Below are 22,219 nucleotides of genomic sequence, written 5' to 3' on the forward strand. Positions count from 1 at the left end.
ACGTCATACCTCCAGGATATCAGCGTAGGGCACGCGCGCCTTGCCGTCGGGACTGACTGGCCCTTCTGCTGCCAACCCCATCAGCCGGGTGGTGATGGCTCCGACATCCCGTTCGGTCATCACGTTGATGCAGGCGGGCAACCCGCTCTCGACCGCACGCCTGTAAGCCTCCGCAAACTCGCCTATGTCCTCGACAAGCTCTGCGTGGGCACCAAAACCGGCCGCCGCGAGATCGTATCGCGTTGCTGCAAGCTCGCTGACGACGCGATGTCCCGGCCCGAAGAGCATGTCTTGTCCGTTGGCGGACATTGCCCATTGCCGATCGTTGTTCACGATGACGATCACCGGCAGGCCGTGCCGCACCATGGTGTCGAACTCGGCGAAATTGAAGCCGATCGCTCCGTCTCCCGCAAAACAGACCACGGTGGCATCGGGCTGTCCGACCTTGGCACCGACGGCCAGGGGGAGGCCCTCGCCCATGATCCCGATATAACCGTGACCCAGCCACTTCCTGCTGCTGAAGCTGTCGGCAACGGCGTCGAGCCAGGCGGGCGTTTCTCCACCGTCAAGCACGAAGATCGTGTCGCGCGGTGCGATCGCGGCGATGGCCGCGGCGAGGTGTCCGGGTTTCGGCCTGCCGCTCACGGGGAGAGGCGGAGCCGCCACCGCACCCTTGAGCGCAGCAATCCATTGATCCCGGACCTCCCATGGTCCGTTTCCGGCAGCCGGCAGGAGAGCCGCGAGCATTTCCTTGCAGTCAGCCACTATGCCCAGATCAGGCCGGCGAATCCGGCTGAACTCGTCCGAGCTCACATCCACCTGGATAAGTGTCGCATCATCCGCGATGAAGGATTTCCTGATGCCGCCCGTGTAGATGCCCTGCCTCGCACCGAGCATCACGACGACGTCGGCAGACCCGGCGCCGCGATTGGCGGCGGCGGCAAGGGACGCAAAGCCGCGACCATAGAGCGGATGATCGGTCGGCAGCACACCTCGCGCCTTGGCGTTTGTAAGGACGGGGATTCCTGTCAGATCGGCGAATTGCTTGAGTAGATCGGACGCCTCGGAACCGACAACACCGCCGCCGGCAAGCAGCACCGGACGCTCGGCGCCACGAAGGAGTTCAATTACCTTTCTGACCGAATTGGGCGATGGAGCGGGCGCGGCTACGTCGCACCCTGCCCGATACCGGGTGACGCTTTGATCATCCGCCAGCCCAAACAGCACATCACTCGGGATATCGAGATAGATAGGGCCTGGACGACCGGAAGCGGCAAGGTGGAAGGCCTTACCGACGACATAGGGAATCTGCTCGACGAGTGCGATGCGATGCGCCCACTTCGTGATGCCGGCCATCAGGCTCATCTGGTCGTAGCCGGCATTCACCGGCAGGGCGTCGAAATCGTGCAGAGGCGGCGCGCCGCCAATAAAGACGCTCGGGATGCAGTCGGCGTAGGCGCTGGCAATCGCGGTGACGACGTTGGTCACGCCGCCGCCGGCCGTCACCATGCAGACACCCGTCTTTCCAGTGACCCTGCCATAGCCGATTGCGGCAATTCCGGCAGCCTGCTCATGGCGCGTATCCACCAGTCGGACATCTCGCCTGACGAGTGCCTGATAGGCACCGTCGAGATGGCCGCCATGCAGGGTGAAAATGTCCTCCACACCCAAACCGACGAGTGTTTCCGCGAGCAACGTGCCGCCGTCCGTCCTGGCCAATTCTGGTCCTCCCATTTCTCCACCGGACAGGCTCCATCCCATCTCCGGCTTCCTCGCGAAAATAATTAAACGCGTTTTTTTATTTGTCAAGCGTCGCTCGTCTCACCGGCTCGTGCGCGGCAACTCCCTCTCGTCCGTCCAGGGATTGAGCGCACAATCGGAAAAGTGCTACCCCCTCACACCAGCGCAGGAGTGATGTGAAGTGCCTGGTGGACAAACAACCGCACGCAGCAGAAGTGGCAGAAAAGGTTTGTCACGAGCTCGCACCGATGAAGAAAAAAAGAAGGTGAGAGACGCCTTCATCGAATCAGGCCGAACCCTGTTCGCAACCATGAAATTCGAAGATGTCTCGCTGCGGAAGATTGCCGAGCTCGCCGGATATACACCGTCGACGGTCTATCAGTATTTCAGAGACCAGCGCTCACTGCTTGCCGCCATTCGAGAACAGGACATGTCCGACGCTCTGCGGCAGTTCCAGGACATTGCATCCCGATCGTCCGATCCGGCCGAACGTGTCCGCAACCTCTTCATGGGTGCTGCGGAGTACTGGATCGACAACTTCCAGCACTACCAGACGTTGTTCGAGCAGCCGATCGAGAAGCCACCCGTGTTGACGTCTGAAGGCGTCGTGTTCGGGAAATCCACCTTCGCAAGCAGGTCTCAGAAACTCTACGAGGATACCGTCCGCGACTATCTTGAAGCAGTCGGGGCCACCTCGGTAGCGCCAAAATTCGCTGCCGATTGCTTGATCGCGGTCACCCATGGCATGCTCGCGTTCCCCATCCATACCCGGACGATGGACTGGTCTCCGACCTCCGCGATGATCCTCGAGACGATCGACTCGCTGCTCGAGCACTGGGCAATGTCAGCAAAGAAGTAGTGGGTTCAGCGGCTTGCCACGGGCACGCCGACAGCGCAGAGCGCCCACCGGCGGGCGAATTTCTCCTGCGAGATTGCAAGCAGATCATCCAGCGTCAGGCTTTACGAAACCGGATGCGCCGGGCAGATGGACGCGGCGGCATCGAGCGCTCGCTGGGCCAGCTCTGCCGCGACATCGCGGCGGCAGGGTGCCGATCTCACTGCCAATGACGCTGACGTTGCCCCCTCGTGAAGATACTGGAAAATATTCCCTTCCGGCAATCCAACGAATGGAACCGGGGAAGATCTTCAGCTAAACTCGGTGAACAGCCATTATGGCAAAATGGGGTGACGGTATGAGCTTTCTTGGCAAGACGATATCCCTGCAAGTGTTCAACCCTGACCTCCTCAGTCCAATATCGGAGCGAGCCGATGCTGTGGTGGCCGCTGACATTGAGTTCGATGATGTCGAGGCGCTCGAATTGCCCGGCGAATCCGTCGTCAATGTCGACATCGACTTCTCCGCAAGCCGCATCGCCTACACTATTGACACAACGGCCTATACGCTGTTTGCAAGCACCCCAAGTTTCAACGGCTACAAGTTCTCTGATGAATACGACAATGTAGACCCGATCATTGGTGTTACGATACTTGCGGGAGCCAGCCCAATCGATCTAGCGCCGGATGCGGTCTTCTTTTCAGAGAATGCCGTCTTCATCGACGTGGACGGTCTCAGTTTCAGAAATGGCGATACGATTGACCTCGAGATAGCGTTTGGTTCCCCGGATAACAGCGGCTCCGTCGTTCCCATCGAAATCGAGGCTGTTGCCCGTCTTTATGCCGCTGCGTTTTCCCGCGCCCCGGACGATCCTGGCTTGAACTATTGGATCGATCAACTGGAGACCGGGACGGGACTGGACGCGATAGCCAACAACTTCTTCTTCTCGGCGGAGTTCGCGCAGCTCTTTGGTGCCCCCAACACTCTCAGCGACCAAGAGTTGGTTGAGATACTCTACGAGAATATCCTCAGCCGCCCAGGGGAAAAGGCAGGCATCGATTTTTGGGTCGAGACGCTCGCAGAAGGATATGCGAGGCCGAACCTTCTCATCCAGTTCGCAACAAGTGCCGAGAACGTCGCGCTAACCGGCTATGTGGATGACATGGCGCAGAACCTCAGCGGCACGCAGTGGCTTGTCACATAGTTCATTCTCATGTCGCATGAGCGAACGCCGCGGATACCGTGATCTCAACGCGCATCTCGAGGGCGCACTGTGCCGACGTACAGCGGAACATGTCGATGGAGCGATACGATCCTGGTCAAAGGAACGCTTGCTCGGCGCCGAGCACAACATCGTGCACGGCAACGACCTGCCTGACGACGAGCGGATGGTCGACGCCGGGATCACGGTGACATGTTCCCGGTCCCCAACCCGCTGTTCTCGTGGTGGAGTTCGCCCATTCTGGTAATGTTGATGCGGTGTTGGTCGACGGCGATTTGTGAAAGCGCGACGGCACGCTGTTCTTTGGCGACGACAAGGTGTGCGCGGTGTGCGTCCGCCTCATGGAATAGTCCGACCGTATCATTCGCGCCGTCAGGTAAAGCGTTCCTGTTTCAGCCTCAGACATCAGATATAATTTGGCAGACAGCCGCACCCGTGACGAGAATGATGGACCCCGGCCGCCTACCCTGAGTGGCCGGAAAGGAGTGAGGGCTCGCGCCTGGCTATGCGGGTAGGCCTCTTGTTGGCGTGTCGAGGCGACGGCTATGGGATGCTCGGCGCCATCGCCAAAGCGGCGGCGTTGATCTCGAGCTGGATCGTGCGAAGACGCTCGATCGACGCGTCGGACTGGTAGATCAGGCAGCCGATTGCCCCCACCACGGCACCAGACTTGTCGCGCAGAGCGCAAGCAATGCCGCTGGTGTCTGGATGAAATTCGCGGTCCTCGACCGCGAAGCCGTGGCGGCGTACCTGTCGCAGGTTCTCCACCAGCTCGCCGAGCGTCTGAATGGTGAATTCCGTGAAAGGTGTGAGATCGTGTTCTGCGACAACGCGCGCGATCTGCGTTTCGGGCAGCCAGGCAAGGATAGCCTTTCCGATCGCCGTGGCATGGGCCGCACGCGCCAGGTCGCCGCGCCACCCCCTGAAGTCAGGAGCCGCCGGTGCGATGAGTTCCGTCACGATACCCAGGCGGGTTTCTTCAAGCGTCGCCAGGCACACGCTCGCTCCGGTTTTCTGCACGAGGGCGGCCATGTGGACCTGCGCCGCCTGGACGATGTCGAAGCGGCTTCGATTCTGTCGAGCGAGCTGGGCGATGCGGGGGCCGAGACTGTAGCTTCTGGGACGGGCAAGGCGGGTGGCGAAATCGCGCGTCACCAACGAGTTCAGCAGGTGATGGCATGTCGGCGTCTTGAGACCGACACCGTCGGCGATCTCCTGAAGCCGAAGCGGACGGTTTGCGTTCGCAAGGACCTCGATGATGTCGATCGCCCGCAAGACGGATTGGACGGTAGTCCGTTGTACGTCATCGCTCGACGCGGCGTCTCGCACCGTCTGCTCGTCGGCAATGGCAAGCCGCTCCAGCGAGACGCTGGTCTCTTCACGCGTGACGTCGACGGGGTCACGGCGCTTGGGCGTGCCCGGCGCTGCCGTGTCAGGGTCAACCATCTGATATACCTCCCTCACCCCAACACCTGCTTAGCCAGCCTCGAGCGTGGTGCGCAAGGGCATGATGCAGGCGATGACGGTCGCGACCAGACACAGCGCAGCGCCGGCTGTGCAGACACCGTTCCATCCGCCATGGGTCCACGCAACGCTGCCGATCACGGTGCCGGCGGCGCCGCCGGCAAAGCGGGTGGCCATGTACACCGTGTTGAGCCTACTACGCGCGCTGGCATCAAGTCGGAGAATTCTCGCCATGCTCGTGACGTGGCTGACCTGCATGCCCAGATCGAGAAGCATCACCGCCGGAACGAGCCAGACCAACGTCGTCAGCGCCTGGGCGAAGAAGGCAAACGCGGCCAACATGCAGACAGCGGCCGCGACCAGCAACAGTCGAGGCGGCATCGAGTCGGTGAGCCTGCCCGCCGTCAACGCCGCGATAACGCCACCGGAGCCGATCAACGCGAAGAGGCCGACGATGCTGGCCGGATAGTTGCCGGGCATCGAACGCAGGTGAAACGCGAACGTCGTCCAGATCAGGCTGAAGGCGGCAAATTGCAGCGCAGCCACCAAAGTCAGCCAGTTCAGTTCGGCGTGGCGCCTTACCAGACCGCCGAGACTCAGCAGAAGGGAGCGGTAGGAGCCCGCATATGTTGGAGCCAGCACCGGCAACGTCCGATACAAGGCCGCGAACAGCACCACCATCAACCCGGCTGCGATCCAGTATACCCCGCGCCATCCGAGAAAATCGCCGAGCACGCCGCCAGCAAAGCGGGACAGCGCGATGCCCAGCAGCAATCCGCCCATTACAAGGCCTACCGCCTGGCCCGCCTTACCCGGCGCGGCAAGCTGACTGGCCACGGGTGGGAGGAGTTGCGGCACGATGCTCGAAAAGCCGATCGCGAAAGCGACCGCGATTGCGATCGGCAATGTCGCCGCGCCTGCGAAAGTGACGAGTGCAAGCATGCTCATCGCGAGCATGAAAAGGATCAGTTTGCGCCGCTCCAGGAGGTCTCCCAGAGGGAGCAGCAAAAGCAAGCCGCAGGCGTAGCCTGCCTGCGTCAAGGTAGAGACCATTGCCGCCTCGCTATCCGAGGCGCCGAACGATGCCCCGATCTCATGCAGCAACGGCTGGTTGTAGTAGTTGTTCGCCACGACGAGCCCAGCCGCGACTGCAAGAAGGACGAGGAGCCCCTGCGGGGCTTGTCCGGATGTCGCCGTCAGGCTTCCTGTAGTTTCAGGCACAGGGCGTATCTTGCGTGATCTGCGGTGACCGCTTCCTCGCGGACCAAGAGGCAGACAATGAGATGCATTTCATTATATGAAATTTCTGGGATCATTCGTTTCATATGGCTAACCCGCTTCGCCGAAAGGGGCAAGCGCGACATCGCCTTTTTCGTTGACGTATATGGAAAGCTGGTGATACGCCTAAACTAGACATCCCAACATAGTTTCATAATATGAAATTTGCATTATGAACGTCGTGCACATCTCAGGGGCTTCTGGTCAGAATCGCTCAATTGTCGAGGTGCGTGACTTCACGTTGAGCTTCGCCGCCGATGCGTCGCAAAACCTGATCGATGGTGTGAGCTTCTCGGCTCACGCCGGCCGGACGCTTTGTGTCGTAGGGGAGTCGGGCTGCGGGAAGAGCGTGATGTCGCTCGCGCTGATGGGGCTGCTCGGCGGAACCAGCGCTCGGGTAGTGCGTGGCTCGATGTCGTTCGAGGGTCGCGATCTCCTGTCGATGAGCGCGCATGAACGCGCATCACTCAGCGGCGGGCGCATGGCGATGATCTTCCAGGAGCCGATGACCTCCCTCAACCCGGGCTTCACCATCGGCAATCAGCTTGTCGAATGCATCCGCCTGCATCGCGACATCTCCGTTGCCGCCGCACGCAAGGAAGCGCTGGAACTGCTGCGCAAGGTTGGCCTGCCTGCCACTCCGGATCGACTGGCAGTCTATCCGCACCAGCTCTCCGGGGGGCAGCGTCAGCGCGTCATGATCGCAATGGCAATCGCCAATCGTCCGCAACTGTTGATCGCAGACGAACCGACGACGGCACTGGACGTCACGATCCAAGCGCAGATCCTTTCATTGATGAGGGACCTGCGCGAGGAGGTTGATGCAGCGGTGATATTGATCACGCACGACCTGCGCGTGGTCGCCGAAGTCGCCGACGATGTGCTGGTGATGTATGCGGGGCGGGTCGTGGAGACCGGCAGTGTTGCCGACATCTTCGACGATCCGCAGCATCCCTACACGATCGGATTGTTCGGCTCCACGCCTGACATCGGTCCTCGACATGGGCGTCTCTACACGATCGAGGGAGCCGTCCCGGCGCTCGAGGCAATGCCCGCCGGATGCCGCTTTTCTCCACGCTGTCCTTTCGCCGACGAGCGCTGCCGGCGCGAGGTTCCACCGTTGAAGACATTCGAGAACGGCCATGTCGCCGCATGCTGGCATGCGCCGATAACGGCAGACATGGCGACCCTGTCATGACGACGCCGGAACCCGTCATTCTTGCCGCGCGGCAACTCAGGAAGACGTTCTCGAGAAAGGCGCATCTGTTTGCCGCTCCCCGCGTCACGACAGCCGTCGACGGCGTTGACCTTGAGATAAGGCGAGGCGAGACCTTCGCCATCGTCGGGGAATCCGGCTCGGGCAAATCGACCCTTGGCCGCATGCTGCTCAACCTGCTGGCCGCGACCGAGGGGGAGGTTCTGTTTGGCGGAACGCCGCTGGCTTCCATGCGTGGTTCGGTTCTGCGCGATTTGCGCAGCCGGTTTCAGATCATCTTCCAGGACCCGTTCTCTTCCCTCAATCCGCGTATGCGGGTCATCGATATCATCGGCGAGCCTTTGTGGCTCCATCGCAAGATGCCCCGCGCCCAACGGCGGCGGGAGGCTCTGGAGTTGATGCGGCTCGTCGGCCTGCGAGCCGATCAGGCCGAGCGCTATCCGCATGAATTCTCCGGCGGACAACGCCAGCGCATAGCCATTGCGCGCGCCATTGCGACGAGCCCTGAACTGTTGCTGGGTGACGAACCGGTCTCGGCTCTGGACGTTTCCATCCAGGCGCAGATCATCAACCTGCTCGAAGACCTCAAGGAGAAGCTGGGCCTCACGCTCATCCTCATTTCGCACGATCTCGCTGTGATCCGTCATACGAGCGACCGCGTCGCCGTGATGTATCTCGGCAGGATCGTGGAGCTGGCACCGGTCGACGAACTCTATGGCCGGCCACAGCATCCTTATACCCGCGCCCTGCTGGAAGCTGTTCCGGTGGCGCATCCGGGCGACCGTGGCGACAGGCGCCTGCTTGCGGGAGAACCTGCGAATAATGACGGTGAGGGCCGGCAGGGATGCTCTTTCCGGCATCGATGCCCGATGGCTCGGCCGCACTGTGAGGCGCACGACCCTACCTTGCGGACGGCGGAAACGAATGAACATCTCGTCGCCTGTCACTTCTGGGAGGATGTGGCAACGCAACCGAGCGCGGCCGCGGCGCCGCAGTCGAGCTCACGCCTGCGTGAGAAACTCGAAATCTACCGGATGCGGCAAGCATCCAACGCAACCACAGAAACTCGATGAGGGAACTATGAAGACTTCATTTTGCGCATCCTTGGTCGCCGCACTTCTGGCGACGACGGCCACCACATTTGCCGCCGATCTGCGTATCGGCTTGCAGGACGACATCGATCTCCTCGATCCCGCGCGCTCGCGCGCCTTCGTCAATCGCATCGTTTTCACCTCATTCTGCGATTCTCTGATCGATCTCGACGAAGACATGAACTTTGTTCCGCGGCTGGCCACCGATTGGGCTTGGGGAGACGACAACATGTCGCTCACCCTGACGCTGCGCGAGGATGCCACTTTCCACGACGGCACGAAGGTTGACGCCGAGGCGGTGAAATACAATCTCGATCGCTACAAGACGATGGAAGGCAGCCTCCGCGCCAGCGAGATCGCATCAGTCGACACCGTCGAGGTCACCGGTCCATATACCGTCAAGCTAAACCTGGGACAGGCGGACAGCACGCTGGTTTCTCAGCTCAGCGGCTGGGCAGGGATGATCATCTCCCCCCAGGCTGGCGAAGCCGGCGACTTTGCCCAGTCGCCATCGTGCTCCGGCCCCTACAAGTTCGTCGAGCGCATCCAGAACGACCGTATCGTCTTCGAGAAATTCGACGAGTACTGGAACGCGGACGAATATCACTTCGACCGTCTCTTTTTCATGCCGGTTCCGGATGCGACGGTGCGCGTGGCCAATCTGCGGGCCGGCGGGCTCGATATCATCGAGCGCACCGCGCCTTCGGATTTCGCGGCGATCGAAGGGGATGCGAATACCAAGCTCGTCTCCACTGCGGGCCTTGGCTACCAGGGCTTCATGATCAACCTCTCGCACGGGGCCGGCGCACAGGACAATCCGCTGGCGAAGGACGCCCGCATCCGTCAGGCGCTCAACCTGTCGATCGATCGCGACATCATCAACCAGATCGTCGGACAGGGTGCTTACGAGGGGGCCACCCAACCATTCGCCCCTTCGAGTTTCGCCTATGACGAGCGCTTCAATTTCAAACGCGACTTGGAAAAGGCCAAGGCCCTTCTCGCCGAAGCTGGAGAGGAGCGTGTCTCGTTCGAACTGCTGTTCGGAAACAACACCATCCAGCAGCAGATCTACGAGCTGGTACAGGCGATGGCGGCGGAAGCCGGTTTTGACATCTCGCTGCGTGCGGTGGAATTCGCCGGGCTGCAGGCCGCGATGCGTGAAGGCAACTTCCAGGCGGCGATGGCCGGCTGGGCTGGACGCGTCGACCCGGATGGAAACATTGCACATTACATCATGTGCGAAGGTACGCTGAACGACAGCGGCTTCTGCAACGCAGATGTGGATGCGGCACTCGCGGCGGCTCGCGCGACCACGGATCTCGAAGAGCGTAAAGCCGAATACGACAAGGTGCAGGAAATCCTCCAGCAGGAAGTCCCGCAGGTGTTCGTCTACTTCCAGCCCTGGCCCTACGGCATCCGCTCCAACCTCGAAGGCTTCAAGGCGTATGCGGACGGCATGATCCGTCTCGCGGGCGTCACGGCCGGCGAATAACGCCAGGCCGGCGCGCGAGGGGGCCACCTCGCGCGCCACCCCCCTGATTTGCGGCGAGAGCCGATCAGCCGAAACTGCAAGACAGGCAGCTCGATGCTCCAGATCATCATACGTCGCACGCTCATCGCCATCCCCACCCTGTTCATGGTGTCGGTGATCATCTTCCTGATGCAGAAGCTTCTGCCAGGAGACCCCGCGCTGATGCTTGCAGGTGAGATCCGCGATCCCGCCGTTCTAGAATCCATCCGCGAGCAATATCACCTGAACGAACCTCTGGTGGTCCAGTATCAGTATTGGGCGATGCAGATCCTCAGCGGCGATCTCGGCGTGTCGTTGCGCACCGAGGTGCCGGTGTCGACGCTTATCGGGCAGAAACTGCCCGTCACTTTCCAACTTTCTCTCGTCGCCATGATGATCGCGTTGCTGATTGGTGTTCCCGCAGGCATCGTGTCGGCCGTTCGCCAGAACACGATGATCGACTATTCAGTCAACCTTCTGGCGCTGGGCGGCATGTCCATCCCGAACTTCTGGCTCGGCATCATCATGATCATGGTCATCTCGGTCGGGTGGGGTCTGTTGCCCGCATCGGGTTTTGTCAGCATCATGGACGATCCCTCCGCTTTTCTTGCCCACATCTTGATGCCGGCATTCGTTCTATCGACGCCCATCTCGGCCTATCTGATGCGGCATACGCGCTCAGCCATGCTCGGAGTGCTGCGGTCCGACTATATCCGTACGGCCCGCGCCAAAGGCGCGCCACCTCATATGGTCGTGCTCAAGCACGCGCTGCGCAATGCGCTGACACCGATCGTCACCATGACCACGCTGCTGTTCGGCGAACTTCTGGCCGGCGCCGTCCTCACGGAACAGATTTTCGGGATTCCGGGCTTCGGAAAGCTGATCGTCGATGCAGTTTTCGCGCGTGACTACGCCGTGGTGCAGGGCGTCGTGCTGCTCACTGCGGCGCTCTTCATCCTGTTGAACCTGATCGCCGACGTTCTCTACTACCTGATCACCCCCCGCATGAGATACGCGTAATGGCCGCTTCGATATCCGCTTCTCAGGGCGCCAGACTGCCGCGCGGCCTGCGTCGTTTCCTGCGCCGCCCCGCCGCAGTCGTAGGCGCCCTGATTGTGCTTGCCTTTGTCGTGGTAGCGATTTTCGCGCCGTGGCTGACGCCATACGACCCGTTCACGCCAAGCTATCTCGATATTCGCAAGCCGCCATCCCTGGCGCACTGGCTGGGTACGGACGATCTGGGGCGCGATGTGCTGACCCGCATTCTCCATGGCGCGCGGGTGTCGCTGCTTGCGGGCGTCGTGGCCGCAACGGTCGCGTTGCTGACTGGAGTGCCGCTTGGGCTTCTCGCCGGCTATTTCGGAGGCTGGCTTGATATGGCGGTGTCGCGCTTCGCAGACGCGTTGCTTGCCATCCCGTCGCTCATTCTGGCGATCTCGCTGGCCGCCTTTCTGGGACCGAGCCTTACCAACGCGATGATTGCAATCGGCATCGCGGCGATGCCGATCTTCATCCGCCTGACCCGGGGCCAGGTTCTGGCTGTGCGCACTGAAGATTACGTCGAGGGCGCCCGCGCGATCGGTCTTCCTACACCATGGCTCTTGTGGCGCTATATCCTGCCCAACATTGTTCCGCCGCTTGTCGTGCAGGCCACCATCACGATCGCAACCGCCATCATCGCGGAAGCAAGCCTTTCATTTCTGGGCATCGGCCAGCAGCCGCCCAATCCATCCTGGGGATCGATGCTCAATACGGCCAAGAATTTCATGACGCAGGCGCCCTGGATGTCCATCTTTCCCGGTGGGGCGATCTGCCTCATCGTGCTTGCCTTCAACCTGCTTGGTGATGGGCTGCGCGACGCGCTTGATCCCCGCCAGACTTAACTCGCCCATCGGGAGCCCACCATGAACCGCACTCTCATCACCAACGCGACGCTCGTTACGGTTGACCCGGAACTCGGCATCGTCCCTCAAGGCGACATTCTGGTTGAGGACGGCCGTATCGCCGCGATCGGAGCGGGCCTGGCCGACACTGTGGCTGACGCAGGGATCGAGGTCATCGATGCCACGGGCATGATTGCCATCCCAGGGTTGATCAACGCGCATATCCATATGTGGCAGACAGCCCTGCGGGGCTTTGGCGTGGACTGGACGGGTGTGGAGCACCATTTCCACATGCAGACCGAATTTGTACCGGTCTACACACCGGACGATATCGGCGCGTCGGAATATTTCGGGGCACTCAACCTGCTCAGTGGCGGCACGACGACCGTCTATGAATGGTGCCACGGCAACCGCACGCCGGATCACAACGATGCTGCAATCGACGGCCTGCAGCGGTCCGGCATCCGTTCGATCTTCATCCACGGCACGGTGAAGACGCTTCCGCTGCCGGGCCAGCCACATTTCTCGCAGGTACCGCACCCCCGCGAGGAAGCGACGCGCCTTCGGCGCAGGCACAATTCGGATGACGGCAAGCTCATTCTTGCACTGGGGGTTCTCGGACCCGAATACTCGCCGCTCGCGGTCTGCGAGCAGGACTTCCGCTTGGCGGAAGAGCTCGGTGTCTGGTCGAGCGCGCATGCCCATGGCCGCAATGGCCATGTCGAGGGTGGTTATATCGGTCTCAAGAAGGCCGGATTGCTGACCGCGCGCCACAATGCCGTGCATCTGAATTCCGCAAGTGATGAAGAACTGCGTGCACTCATCGACACCGGGTGTTCCGTGACCGCAACGTCGCAGACCGAGATCAATGGCGGATCCCGTGAGCCACTCATCCGGCGGGTCGCGGAAATGGGGGGAACGCCCTCGATCGGTACGGATTCGGAAGCAAACACACCTGCCGACATGATGGAAGCGATGCGCTGGTCGCTGGTGATCCAGAGACTGTTCAACAATCTAGAAAAGGCCAGGAAGCAAACCAGCGAGGCTCCTGCGGCGACGAACGCCGTAAGCCGCGACAAGCCGCTGCCGCCGCGCATTTCTCCAAGCACGAGCGATGCGCTCTTCTGGGCGACGATGGGCAACGCCAAGGCATTCGGACTGGATCACCGCATTGGCTCGCTGACTGTCGGCAAGGCGGCGGATATCACCCTGGTGCGCGGCAACGAACTTAACCTCGCGCCGGCGATCAACCCGATCGATGCGATCGTATCGTTTGCCAACCCGTCAAACGTGGACACGGTCCTGGTGGCAGGCGAAGTCATGAAGCGCAATGGCAAGCTCACTCAGCAGGCTGGCGTGTCCGCGGCCGCAGCGGACCTGCGCAGGCGAGCCGAGCGTGTCCTTACCGAGACGGGCAATACCACCGGCGCGCTGATGTAACTCCTAGACGACAACTGTAGTGCCTTTCCTGGCAGCGACTGGCACGCGAGCGAGCGTCTAGCGCTGCCGATCCATCGGCTCCGGTCGGGAAGGTGTCGTCAGTTTGTGGCGGACCGGGCGTAACGTCCTCCGAGACCGCAATCGGCGACCGTCTTGTCGTTATGGCGAGCGTCCATCATGGCGCGGCGGCGGCTTCACTTCAGCACCTGCCCCTGGCGCTGCGACAGCCGCAGAGCCTCGGTCTGCTTTAACGCTTCCGTGGTGCGCTCGTGCGCTGCAAGTTGCTGGGCCGCGCGCAATGTCGACCAGGCCGTTGCAAGCTTCTCGCGTTCGGCTGGGTTGAGACCAAGTGCTGCCTTCTCAAACGCCGAACCGTGCGGCTCCCGTGCAGCGTTGGTAAGCAGAGCGCGTTCGCCAAAGCGCTGCGCCCCGGCCTTGATGAACGCATCGATCTCAGCCTTGGCCGTGCGATCGGCAAGGGCAAGCCCGAGTGCGGCCGGAAGGTCGTCGCGAGCAATGGCCTCGCGCACATGCTCAAGCACCTGGTGGGCTGCCGGCGACAACGCCGGGATGTCGATCGACATACGATGGCGCCGTGCCTTCTCTTCCACTTCGAGTTTTTGCAGCGCCGCGTTGCGCACACGCAAATAGCGCTCGATATCTCGCCTGAAAGCGGGAACATTGAGTTCGGCGATGCGGCGTTTCTCGCGATCGGCCTTGCCGGCCAACAGGCCGACATTGCCCTTCAACGGTCCCATCGATGCCGGCTCGCGCACAAGCCGGTCCAGAGTTTCAGACGCAACCACCGGGTCTTTCAGCACAGCGTCGAAGTCCATCGCTTTGAAGACGGTTTCTGGATCGGCGAAGACGGAGCGGAAGCGGCTCGATACCTCCTCCCAAAGCTTGCCGACCGAAGGATCGACGCGCAGCTTCTCCTCGACGGCATCGCGCAGCGATTGGGAGAACACGGTAATGCCCGCGACCATGGGAGCAGCCTCCTTCGCGGTTTGGACATTTGCGGTTTGGTGCACATCGACCAAGCCAAGACGCGTGCCGAGACCGCGCAACCTCTTGCCGATATCGGAAAGGCGTTGCTTCTGGCGCAGCGCCCAGTCCATCTGATCCTTGAGCAGCGTCCGCGCCACGCGGACGATGTTTAGCCCACGGCTATTGGCAAACCTCAGCGCCTGCCGGTAGAAGCGCGCGCCCGCATAATCGAGCGTGGTTTCCTTTGCATTGCGCTTCGACAGGGTTGGGATCAACCCGCCATTGAGGTCGAAAGATCGGCGGCCATAATAAAGCGCCACGTCTTCGCGATGCCGCGTCATCGCGACATAGGTAAGGTGCCGATCAAGCGAGAGGGTGGCGAGCACCTTGACCCGGTCGACGGTGGCGCCTTGGCTCTTGTGCACGGTGGTGGCATAGCCGTGATCGAGATTGCGGTAGAAGCGCTGATCGATTTCGACGCGATGGCGGTGATTACCCTGTCCGATCTCGGCAACAATGCGCCGGGGCGCCGCCTCGACGACCTTGCCGATCATTCCGTTCTTGACGCCCAGCCCGCCATCATTCTTGAGAAAGACGATCTGATCGCCAGGAGCGAAACGACGTTCACCCTCCTGCGTCGCAAAGCCATGGCCCAGCGCGATGATGCCGCGCTCAACGAGCTTCGCCCGCGCCATATCGTTCAACGTCCGGACATCGCGCCGCAGATGCGCGAGGATCAGCATCGACTTCTGCGGATCGTAGTCCCGGTTCCAATCCTCGATCAAATTGCTGATCGCCTGCGCCTTCAGATCGGAGCCGAGCACCCTGCCATTCTCGGCATAGGTCGTCAGCGCCGGCGCGACATGACCACGCGCCAGATGGAGCGAGGCCACTCGCATCCAGTCCTGCTTCTGGCGATAGATGGTCTCGAGTTCGGCATAACCGATCCGATCGGCAATGGCGCGGAAGGCGGCGCCGGCTTCGATCGGTTGCAGCTGCTCGGGATCTCCAACCAGTACGAGTTTGGCACCGGCCCGCGACACGGCTTCAACGAATAGCGCCATTTGCCTTGAGGCGACCATGCCGGCTTCGTCCAGCACCAACACCGTCTTGTCGTCGAGCTTGTCACGACCCTGTTTCCAGCGCAGTTCCCAGGACGATAATGTCCGTGAAGCTATCCCCGCTTCCTTCTCGAGCCCCTCGGCAGCCTTGCCGGCAAGTGCTGCGCCGACGACGTGATAACCGGCTGCTTCCCAAGCTTCGCGCGCAGCCTTCATCATGGTGGTCTTGCCGGCACCCGCGCGACCGACCACGGCCGCGACACCCCCTTGCGAGGCGACATGCTCAATGGCGCTACGCTGCTCTTCCGAGAGCTGCCCATGACGCGCGAACACACCCGCCAGCACGTTCTCATGAACCCCATAGCCAGAACTCTTGGCAAGGTGACCCGTGCGGCTCACCATCTCCGCTTCGATGCGGATCAGGTCGCGCGTGGTGTATTTGGCGCGGATGAGTTCTCCCGTCCCGAAGTCGACAGTCTCGCGTTCCAGTCGCAGTGCATCGGGTCTCTGGAGGATCTGCGCCATCAGATATCGGAAGGTACCCGCATCATCGATATAGCGATGCAGGATCCTGGCGATATCGCGCTCGTCGAAGACGCTCTTCTCCTTCGCGATCATGTCGAGCACGATCTCGGGTCGCCGCTGGATCCGACGGGCGTTCCCCTGCCTTTGCGCCTCGAGCAGCTTCAGCCGCTCCAGCTCAGGCGCCCTTCCCTCCCGGTCGGCTTTTCTCTGGATGGCCTTGGCGGCAACACCGATATGGCTGGTCGCAACGAGATCAATACCGCGCTCGGCGTAGGAGCGGCCATCGACGCGGATATCGAGACCGGCAAGCGCCAGATGCTGGTTCTGCAGATCGAGCCAACCTTGTCTTTGCTCGAGGAACTGCGTCTTTTCCCCGGCCCATAGGCGATACTCGATCTTGCCCGATTTGGTGCGGACCGGTTGTCCGTCCGGTCCGACGACGGCGACCTTCTTGCCACCAAACCCGGTCTCGGTCAGCGGTCGCAACGTCGTCATCAGATGGACGTGCGGATTGCCAGGTTCGTCGTGATAAACCCAGTCCGCTACCTGCCCGCGCGCCAAGACCTGTTCGACTACGAACTGCTGCATCAGGGTGATGTTCTGCGCCGTGCTCAACTCCACGGGCAGAGCGATGATGAACTCCTTGGCGAACTGCGCATCGTGCCGTTTCTCGAAAGCCTCGACCTTGTTCCAGAACGCTTCGGCTGCGCCTGCGACAGAACGATCGGCAATGAGGTCGCGGACCCACTGCGGCGCATCCGGCGGCAGCACAAAGTCTTCGTGCGCCAGGTTTCTCTTGGCCGAATAGTCAACCGTGCGCGCCTCGGCCTCATACTCCATTCGTGCGCAATGGCGGTAGGCAGCCGACAGCACCGCGCTACGCCCGTCAGCACGGCTGATGATCTGGGGTGTGAAGTGCGTGATGGCCAAGGCGAACGCGATCCCGACGATTGAGACGAACCATGATGTTCGTCTGGATCAGCCAGCCCGATCAGGGGCCGGGAGCAGACACGTCGCCTCAGCGACGTATTACTGCGCCCTTGGAGCATTCCTTCGGAACGCCGGGATGCTCTCTCAAAGAGTAGGCTTCGCCGACCCGGCTTTTGTGCCGGGTCGTGCTGCGCACGATCCCGGCTGATGCTTACCACCTCATACACAGCCACCCAAAAGAGAAGGCCAATCGGAATGAAGAAGCCGTCATCGAAGATCAGGGAAGAAATCGCCAGGCTGCAAGAACAACTCAAAGCCGCCGAGACGCGCGAGGCCGAACGCATCGGGCGTGTCGCGCTCAAGGCCGGGCTCGGCGACATCGAGATAGGGGACGCAGATTTGCTGGTGGCATTCGTGGAAATCGCGGGCAAGCATTGCACGGTGGCCGGTCGAACTGTCCGCACGACGCCGACTTCGGGGCCAGGTGGCAAGGCTTCAGCGCGTGCGACAGCTGCGCCACTCCACGACCCGAAAGAAGGGCACACGGGAGAAGATTCCAGTTTGGCGCCCTGATCGCCAAGGCGGGACGCGCGATGAGAAACGGTTGCTGCCACCTGGTCGGTTGATTGATGCCGCAGCCAAGATCAGGGGCGATGAAGCCTTGCGCGAGGGGCGTCTCGTCATCAGGGAAAAGGCGCTTGGACGAACTGAGTAGTTCCCCACCGATTCAAGGCGGCGCCCAAACGCCGTGTGCAGGCTCGATACATGCTTGCGGCTTGCCGATACGCAAAAAGAAAGGGCCCCGCCTTGCGGCGGAACCCTTTGGCTGGAACCTTAGTTGTTCAGTCCCGGTTCGACCGGGACCAGATCAGCTGCAGCCCTTCCTCGCCGTCCACTTCGATCAGGGTGGCGTAGATCGGAGCGGGGAAGCTCGGGTCGTCCAGTTTGACCGAGAGGTAGTCGCGCTCGGTCTGCTTGGAGACCTTTTGCCAGGCGGCGCCGAATTCCACGTTTGGTGCGGTGTAGATGCGGAAGTGGGGGCCCTTGTCGGAGGGGTTGTCGATGCGGATCAGCTTGGCCTTGACGTGGAGGTTGAGGGTCTTGATCGTGCCGGTAAAGCCGTTTGCGATCGAGGTGAAAGTGCCGATGGTAGCCATGATGTCGTCTCCGTGAGTTTCTCGGGCCGCGACCATCGCGACCTCGATAACGGCGGACAGACCGGAGGCGATCGACCCGCACCCCCTTGGGCCGCAACGCAAGTGAAGGGCAGCCAGGGCGAGGCTTTCCTGGCCCGCGAGGAATGGCGGCACAGCCGACAGGGGAAGAAAGTCACGACCGGCTGTTGCGGGTTTTAGATCGAGGCGAAGCGCAGCGAAGACGGCGTGCGGTCAGACCAGCCACATCGAGGACGCAGTTGGTTGCGCTCTGGCATGGAACCCACCGCTCAGACGACAGCCAGCCCCATCGGCATGATGGTCGCTACATCGTCAACGGTCATTCAACATCAAGCCATTCCGTCCCGTCGACCGTCATGGCATGAAGACAGACAGCCTCCGTCAGTAAGGGACACAGCCGCGTCCATATCGCTCGAACGACGACGGGCCGACTGGCAAAACTCTGGAAACCGGGCGGGCGGCCACACAAACCAGAAACAATCGCTCGACGTTCAGTCCTGCCATCCTCGGGCTGGTCGCCAACACCCTTGCCTGATCAGGCTGCGGCCCTCGGATTGCTGCCTTGACGGAGCTGCCGCGAGGTGGAGTTCGAGACGTAACGACAAGCTGTCGCGTCGCATGGCGACAGGCACACATCTGAAACCGAACGATCGCGACTGGAGGGCCTCGAACGACTGTGCGCTCGGTGCGGCTGCTTAGCGGTTGGGTCTCGTCGTTTGACGAGGATCAGTTCCTGTTAATGGGGCGCGCGAGCCGTACACCGGCGCCGCCGCCGTTCTCCGGAATGAATTCGATGCCGGCCGCCTTCAGCGAAAGGAAGAGAGCTTGAACGATCGACGCTGACGGCTGCTTTGAGCCGCGCTCAATCTGCACGATCGTTCGCAAACTGACCTTCGATAAATCCGCCAGTTGCTGCTGAGAAATGTCAAGAAGCCCACGGGCCGCACGAATTTGCGCTGAAGTCACTTCCACTGCTCTGTGTTGCCTCCCTGCACAAAATATGCAAATATGCTCTTTATACGCATCGGCTGCCGAAGGTGTCGTAACCACCGTCAGCAGCCTAACCACAACCAAGCTGTCAGGAGCTCGGATCATGGCTGATTCCGACAATACACGAGTCTGTTCCTCCGTCACGCGTCGGCTGGCGCTTTGCGGGGGCGTTGCCACTATGTGCGGAGTGCTCGGCAAGGCTGCTGAGGCGCACCGCTTTGGATTGCCGAATGGGACCGATGCTTTCGGTGTCGTGCCAACTGCCGAACCGAACGATCCTGCCGTTTCGCTTTGGCGGGAATGGGCGGTGACGCACGAGCAGGTCCGGCGTCTCGGTCGCCGGCAGCAGGAACTCGAAGTCGCGCTTGCCGAGCGCGTGGACTTTCTGGGAACACTGGTCAATGTCCCTGGAAGAGGGCCAGTCCTTGTCTGTTCAAGAAATGCGCTCGATCGCTTGATCGGAGAACGAACCGACATCGCAGCTCTTCGTTTGCAGGCGGAAGCCGAGCTTGATCAGCAGCAGGCCCGTTTTGAAGCGGTTGCCGACGAGATCGGCTACTTCTCTTGCATGAAGGCAGAGCGCCAGGCGTTCAAGCGGGCCGAGGCTCTCCTCGAAACTATGGCATCAACACAAGCTGCCTCCCTTGCCGGCGTGGCCGGCAAGCTCGATGCGGTCGTGCGCTGGGGGGAGGCATGGGCTGAACATTCTTCGACGTTTCCCTGGCAGCAAATCCGATCAGCCCATTTGGATGTCGTAAGGCTCGGGCGACAGATGGTGCCGAGCGTGTTCTTTCCGGGAGATAGTGGGCAGTAAATGCACCGCCCGAGCCAGCGCATAATTAGTCCGCGGGAGGCGTCGCATGTCATCCGAGCATCTTGGATTTGCCGCGAGCCAGTGGCGCGGACTTAACCTCACCCACGAGGCCCCGCTCCGGCGGCCCACCATCTTGTCCACCCCCTTGCCCTGCATGAGCGGACAAGTCACCAAGTCGGGTTAGCAGCTACCCTTGCCGGCTTTCGGGGTCGTGAGCCAGTGCCGACCTAAACGGGCTTTTGCGAATGCCGGTCCTCGGATCGGCGGGGCCGGCCAGGCCAATACTCGTCTGGGAGTAGCCTGGCCGGCGTCACGATGAACGTCGTGGACGACGGCCACGATCCTACCGTCCTGTTGTGCCATGGCTTTCCAGTACCTCCTATGCTTGGCGGCACCAGGTTCGTGCTCTCGCCGAGGCCGGCTTCCGCGTCATCGTGCCTGACATGCGCAGCTATGGCGGCTGCGACACGCCGGAGGCGGTCGATGAGTACAGCTTGTTTCACATCGTCGGTGATATGATCGCGCTGCTCGATGCTGTTGGAGAGAGCATGCGATCATCGTTGGCAACGATTGGGGCGCTACAATCGCGTGGCAACCCGCACAGTTGAGGCCTGACCGATTCAAGGGCGTCGTCGCCTTAAGCGTGCCGATGATGGGTACGCCGCCGGTGCCTCCGACAACCATCTTTCCGCAAACGGAGGATGCCCAGCTCTATATGCTCTAATTCCAGGTACCCGGCATTGCAGACGCCGAACTGGAGCAGGACATTCGGCGCACTTTACGCATGCTGCTTCATGCAGCGTCCGGTGACGCGGGTCCGCGCCAGCATGGGGATACGACACCCAATCCGTTCGGAATGGTCTCGCGACGCAATGGCCTGCTGGCTCCTATTCCTGATCCCGAAAAACTCCCGGTTTGGCTCTTCGAGGCTGACTTGGATATCGACGAGAATGCATTCACGAAGACAGGGTTTCGCTGCCTGAACTACTATCGTAATCTGGATCGCAACTGGCAGCTCCAGGCGTCGCTTTCCGGCGTGAAGGTCGAGGTTCCGGCGCTGTTCATCGCCGGACAGCGCGACATTGGCTTGCAGATGCCGGGTATGACGGAGATCATAGAGGCGATGCCGTCAGTTGCGCCTCGTGTGCAGGAGCCGATCGTCATCAGCGGCGGCGGGCACTCGCTCCCCCAGGAGTGCCCCGACCAGGTCAGCGCCGCCATTGTCGCATTCGCGCGAAGCACACTCGCGGCGCCTTAACGATCGGCGGACTGGGCGATCTCTTGCCGCAACTGGTCGACCTTCGCGCCGGCCCACTGGCGCGCGTCGTCGCCGAACACGAGCCGCGCCGGCGCCTCGTCCTGGTAAGCGAGCGCCACGATTCGCGCCGCGAGTTGCTTCGGGTCGCCCGGCTGGTTGCCATTGGCCCCATCGACGAACGATCGATGCTGCGTAATCGCTTCGGCGTAGTCCGGAATGTCAATGCTGCCGAAGTTCGCCGATTTGCCATCCATGAAGTCGGTCCGCAGCATCCCCGGCTCGACCAGGAGGGAGCGGATCCCGAACGGCGCCAGTTCCTGCGCAACGCCCTCTATCCATCCCTCGATCGCGAATTTCGACGCGGAGTAGACCGCCCCCCCAGCGTTGGAAACCAGCCCGCTGACTGACGAGATGGTGACGATGAGCCCCGAGCGACGCTCACGCATGTGGGGGATGACCGCGCGCGCGACGTTCATCGTCCCGAACAGGTTGACCTCGAACTGGCGCCGCACTTCGGCTTCGGTGAAGGTTTCGAAGAAGCCCAGCTCGGCATAGCCGGCATTGTTGACCAGGATGTCGATTGCACCTACCCGCTCGATCGCCTCGGCGGAAACCGCGTTCGCGGCGGCCGCGTCGGTGATGTCGAGCGCGAGGACGTGCAGGCGTTCATGTTCGCCCCCGCATGCGTCGCGCGCCGCGTCGGCGGACCGCGCCGTTGCCACGACCGTGTCGCCGGCATCGAGCGCCGCGCGCGCGATCTCGCGTCCAAGCCCGCGGCTTGCGCCGGTCACCAGCCAAAC

At 61.6% G+C, this 22,219-nt stretch carries 20 protein-coding genes; 13 read left to right on the forward strand and 7 right to left on the reverse strand.

Features of this window, described 5'->3' with window-relative positions:
* Nucleotides 1–3 precede the first annotated feature (3 nt).
* Nucleotides 4–1,719 (reverse strand): thiamine pyrophosphate-binding protein, encoded by a 1,716-nt coding sequence (locus AAFN84_RS18255; RefSeq protein ID WP_347516065.1) that lies wholly within the window; start codon nt 1,717–1,719, stop codon nt 4–6.
* 202 nt (nt 1,720–1,921) lie between these two features.
* Between AAFN84_RS18255 and AAFN84_RS18260 the strand changes: the two genes are divergently transcribed.
* Entirely contained in the window at nt 1,922–2,599 is a 678-nt protein-coding gene (locus tag AAFN84_RS18260) for a TetR/AcrR family transcriptional regulator (protein WP_347516066.1), read from the forward strand.
* Nucleotides 2,600–2,933: 334 nt separating this feature from the next.
* The gene (locus AAFN84_RS18265; protein WP_347516067.1) at nt 2,934–3,779 is read left to right on the forward strand and encodes a DUF4214 domain-containing protein; all 846 of its coding nucleotides are present in this window, start codon (nt 2,934–2,936) and stop codon (nt 3,777–3,779) included.
* A 561-nt stretch (nt 3,780–4,340) separates the two neighbouring features.
* Here the strand turns inward: AAFN84_RS18265 and AAFN84_RS18270 are convergent.
* Together AAFN84_RS18270 and AAFN84_RS18275 are read right to left on the reverse strand one after the other, a co-directional pair.
* The gene (locus tag AAFN84_RS18270; protein ID WP_347516068.1) at nt 4,341–5,243 is read right to left on the reverse strand and encodes an IclR family transcriptional regulator; all 903 of its coding nucleotides are present in this window, start codon (nt 5,241–5,243) and stop codon (nt 4,341–4,343) included.
* A 30-nt stretch (nt 5,244–5,273) separates the two neighbouring features.
* Nucleotides 5,274–6,482 (reverse strand): MFS transporter, encoded by a 1,209-nt coding sequence (locus AAFN84_RS18275; protein WP_347516069.1) that lies wholly within the window; start codon nt 6,480–6,482, stop codon nt 5,274–5,276.
* A gap of 229 nt (nt 6,483–6,711) precedes the next feature.
* Here AAFN84_RS18275 and AAFN84_RS18280 point away from each other — a divergent pair, with 229 nt between their 5' ends.
* From AAFN84_RS18280 to AAFN84_RS18305, 6 genes are all read left to right on the forward strand, one after another.
* Nucleotides 6,712–7,737, forward strand: coding sequence for an ABC transporter ATP-binding protein (locus AAFN84_RS18280; RefSeq protein WP_347516070.1), 1,026 nt, complete (start codon nt 6,712–6,714; stop codon nt 7,735–7,737).
* Nucleotides 7,734–8,828 (forward strand): oligopeptide/dipeptide ABC transporter ATP-binding protein, encoded by a 1,095-nt coding sequence (locus AAFN84_RS18285; protein WP_347516071.1) that lies wholly within the window; start codon nt 7,734–7,736, stop codon nt 8,826–8,828. Before AAFN84_RS18280 ends, AAFN84_RS18285 begins: the two co-directional genes overlap by 4 nt.
* A gap of 7 nt (nt 8,829–8,835) precedes the next feature.
* Nucleotides 8,836–10,338 carry an ABC transporter substrate-binding protein gene (locus tag AAFN84_RS18290; RefSeq protein ID WP_347516072.1) on the forward strand — a complete coding sequence of 501 codons (1,503 nt, stop codon included), beginning with the start codon at nt 8,836–8,838 and terminating at the stop codon, nt 10,336–10,338.
* A gap of 93 nt (nt 10,339–10,431) precedes the next feature.
* Nucleotides 10,432–11,376, forward strand: a complete 945-nt coding sequence (locus tag AAFN84_RS18295) for an ABC transporter permease (protein WP_347516073.1) — start codon at nt 10,432–10,434, stop codon at nt 11,374–11,376.
* On the forward strand, nt 11,376–12,239 hold the full coding sequence (locus tag AAFN84_RS18300; protein WP_347516074.1) for an ABC transporter permease: 864 nt from the start codon (nt 11,376–11,378) through the stop codon (nt 12,237–12,239). Before AAFN84_RS18295 ends, AAFN84_RS18300 begins: the two co-directional genes overlap by 1 nt.
* A gap of 21 nt (nt 12,240–12,260) precedes the next feature.
* On the forward strand, nt 12,261–13,679 hold the full coding sequence (locus tag AAFN84_RS18305; RefSeq protein ID WP_347516075.1) for an amidohydrolase family protein: 1,419 nt from the start codon (nt 12,261–12,263) through the stop codon (nt 13,677–13,679).
* Nucleotides 13,680–13,873: 194 nt separating this feature from the next.
* Here the strand turns inward: AAFN84_RS18305 and traA are convergent, their stop codons facing one another.
* Nucleotides 13,874–17,182 carry a Ti-type conjugative transfer relaxase TraA gene (gene traA / locus AAFN84_RS18310; RefSeq protein ID WP_347516076.1) on the reverse strand — a complete coding sequence of 1,103 codons (3,309 nt, stop codon included), beginning with the start codon at nt 17,180–17,182 and terminating at the stop codon, nt 13,874–13,876.
* 255 nt (nt 17,183–17,437) lie between these two features.
* Here traA and AAFN84_RS18315 point away from each other — a divergent pair, with 255 nt between their 5' ends.
* Nucleotides 17,438–17,755 (forward strand): TraC family protein, encoded by a 318-nt coding sequence (locus AAFN84_RS18315; RefSeq protein ID WP_347516077.1) that lies wholly within the window; start codon nt 17,438–17,440, stop codon nt 17,753–17,755.
* A 269-nt stretch (nt 17,756–18,024) separates the two neighbouring features.
* Here AAFN84_RS18315 and AAFN84_RS18320 read toward each other — a convergent pair whose 3' ends face one another.
* The gene (locus AAFN84_RS18320) at nt 18,025–18,339 is read right to left on the reverse strand and encodes a DUF736 domain-containing protein (protein ID WP_347516078.1); all 315 of its coding nucleotides are present in this window, start codon (nt 18,337–18,339) and stop codon (nt 18,025–18,027) included.
* A 744-nt stretch (nt 18,340–19,083) separates the two neighbouring features.
* On the reverse strand, nt 19,084–19,329 hold the full coding sequence (locus AAFN84_RS18325; RefSeq protein WP_347516079.1) for a helix-turn-helix transcriptional regulator: 246 nt from the start codon (nt 19,327–19,329) through the stop codon (nt 19,084–19,086).
* 121 nt (nt 19,330–19,450) lie between these two features.
* Here AAFN84_RS18325 and AAFN84_RS18330 point away from each other — a divergent pair, with 121 nt between their 5' ends.
* The 4 genes from AAFN84_RS18330 to AAFN84_RS18345 all read left to right on the forward strand — a co-directional run bounded on the left by AAFN84_RS18330 (nt 19,451) and on the right by AAFN84_RS18345 (nt 21,419).
* Nucleotides 19,451–20,161, forward strand: coding sequence for a hypothetical protein (locus AAFN84_RS18330; protein ID WP_347516080.1), 711 nt, complete (start codon nt 19,451–19,453; stop codon nt 20,159–20,161).
* A gap of 434 nt (nt 20,162–20,595) precedes the next feature.
* Complete coding sequence (locus AAFN84_RS18335; RefSeq protein ID WP_347516226.1) at nt 20,596–20,769, forward strand: hypothetical protein; 174 nt, start codon at nt 20,596–20,598, stop codon at nt 20,767–20,769.
* Nucleotides 20,745–20,885 carry a hypothetical protein gene (locus tag AAFN84_RS18340; RefSeq protein ID WP_347516227.1) on the forward strand — a complete coding sequence of 47 codons (141 nt, stop codon included), beginning with the start codon at nt 20,745–20,747 and terminating at the stop codon, nt 20,883–20,885. The genes AAFN84_RS18335 and AAFN84_RS18340 overlap by 25 nt, the downstream gene beginning before the upstream one ends.
* 132 nt (nt 20,886–21,017) lie before the next feature.
* Nucleotides 21,018–21,419, forward strand: coding sequence for an alpha/beta hydrolase (locus tag AAFN84_RS18345; protein ID WP_347516081.1), 402 nt, complete (start codon nt 21,018–21,020; stop codon nt 21,417–21,419).
* Here the strand turns inward: AAFN84_RS18345 and AAFN84_RS18350 are convergent.
* Nucleotides 21,416–22,210 (reverse strand): SDR family NAD(P)-dependent oxidoreductase, encoded by a 795-nt coding sequence (locus tag AAFN84_RS18350; RefSeq protein ID WP_347516082.1) that lies wholly within the window; start codon nt 22,208–22,210, stop codon nt 21,416–21,418. The genes AAFN84_RS18345 and AAFN84_RS18350 overlap by 4 nt on opposite strands.
* Nucleotides 22,211–22,219 lie beyond the last annotated feature (9 nt).

Source organism: Mesorhizobium sp. CAU 1741 (assembly GCF_039839275.1).
Taxonomy (GTDB): Bacteria; Pseudomonadota; Alphaproteobacteria; order Rhizobiales; family Rhizobiaceae; genus Aerobium.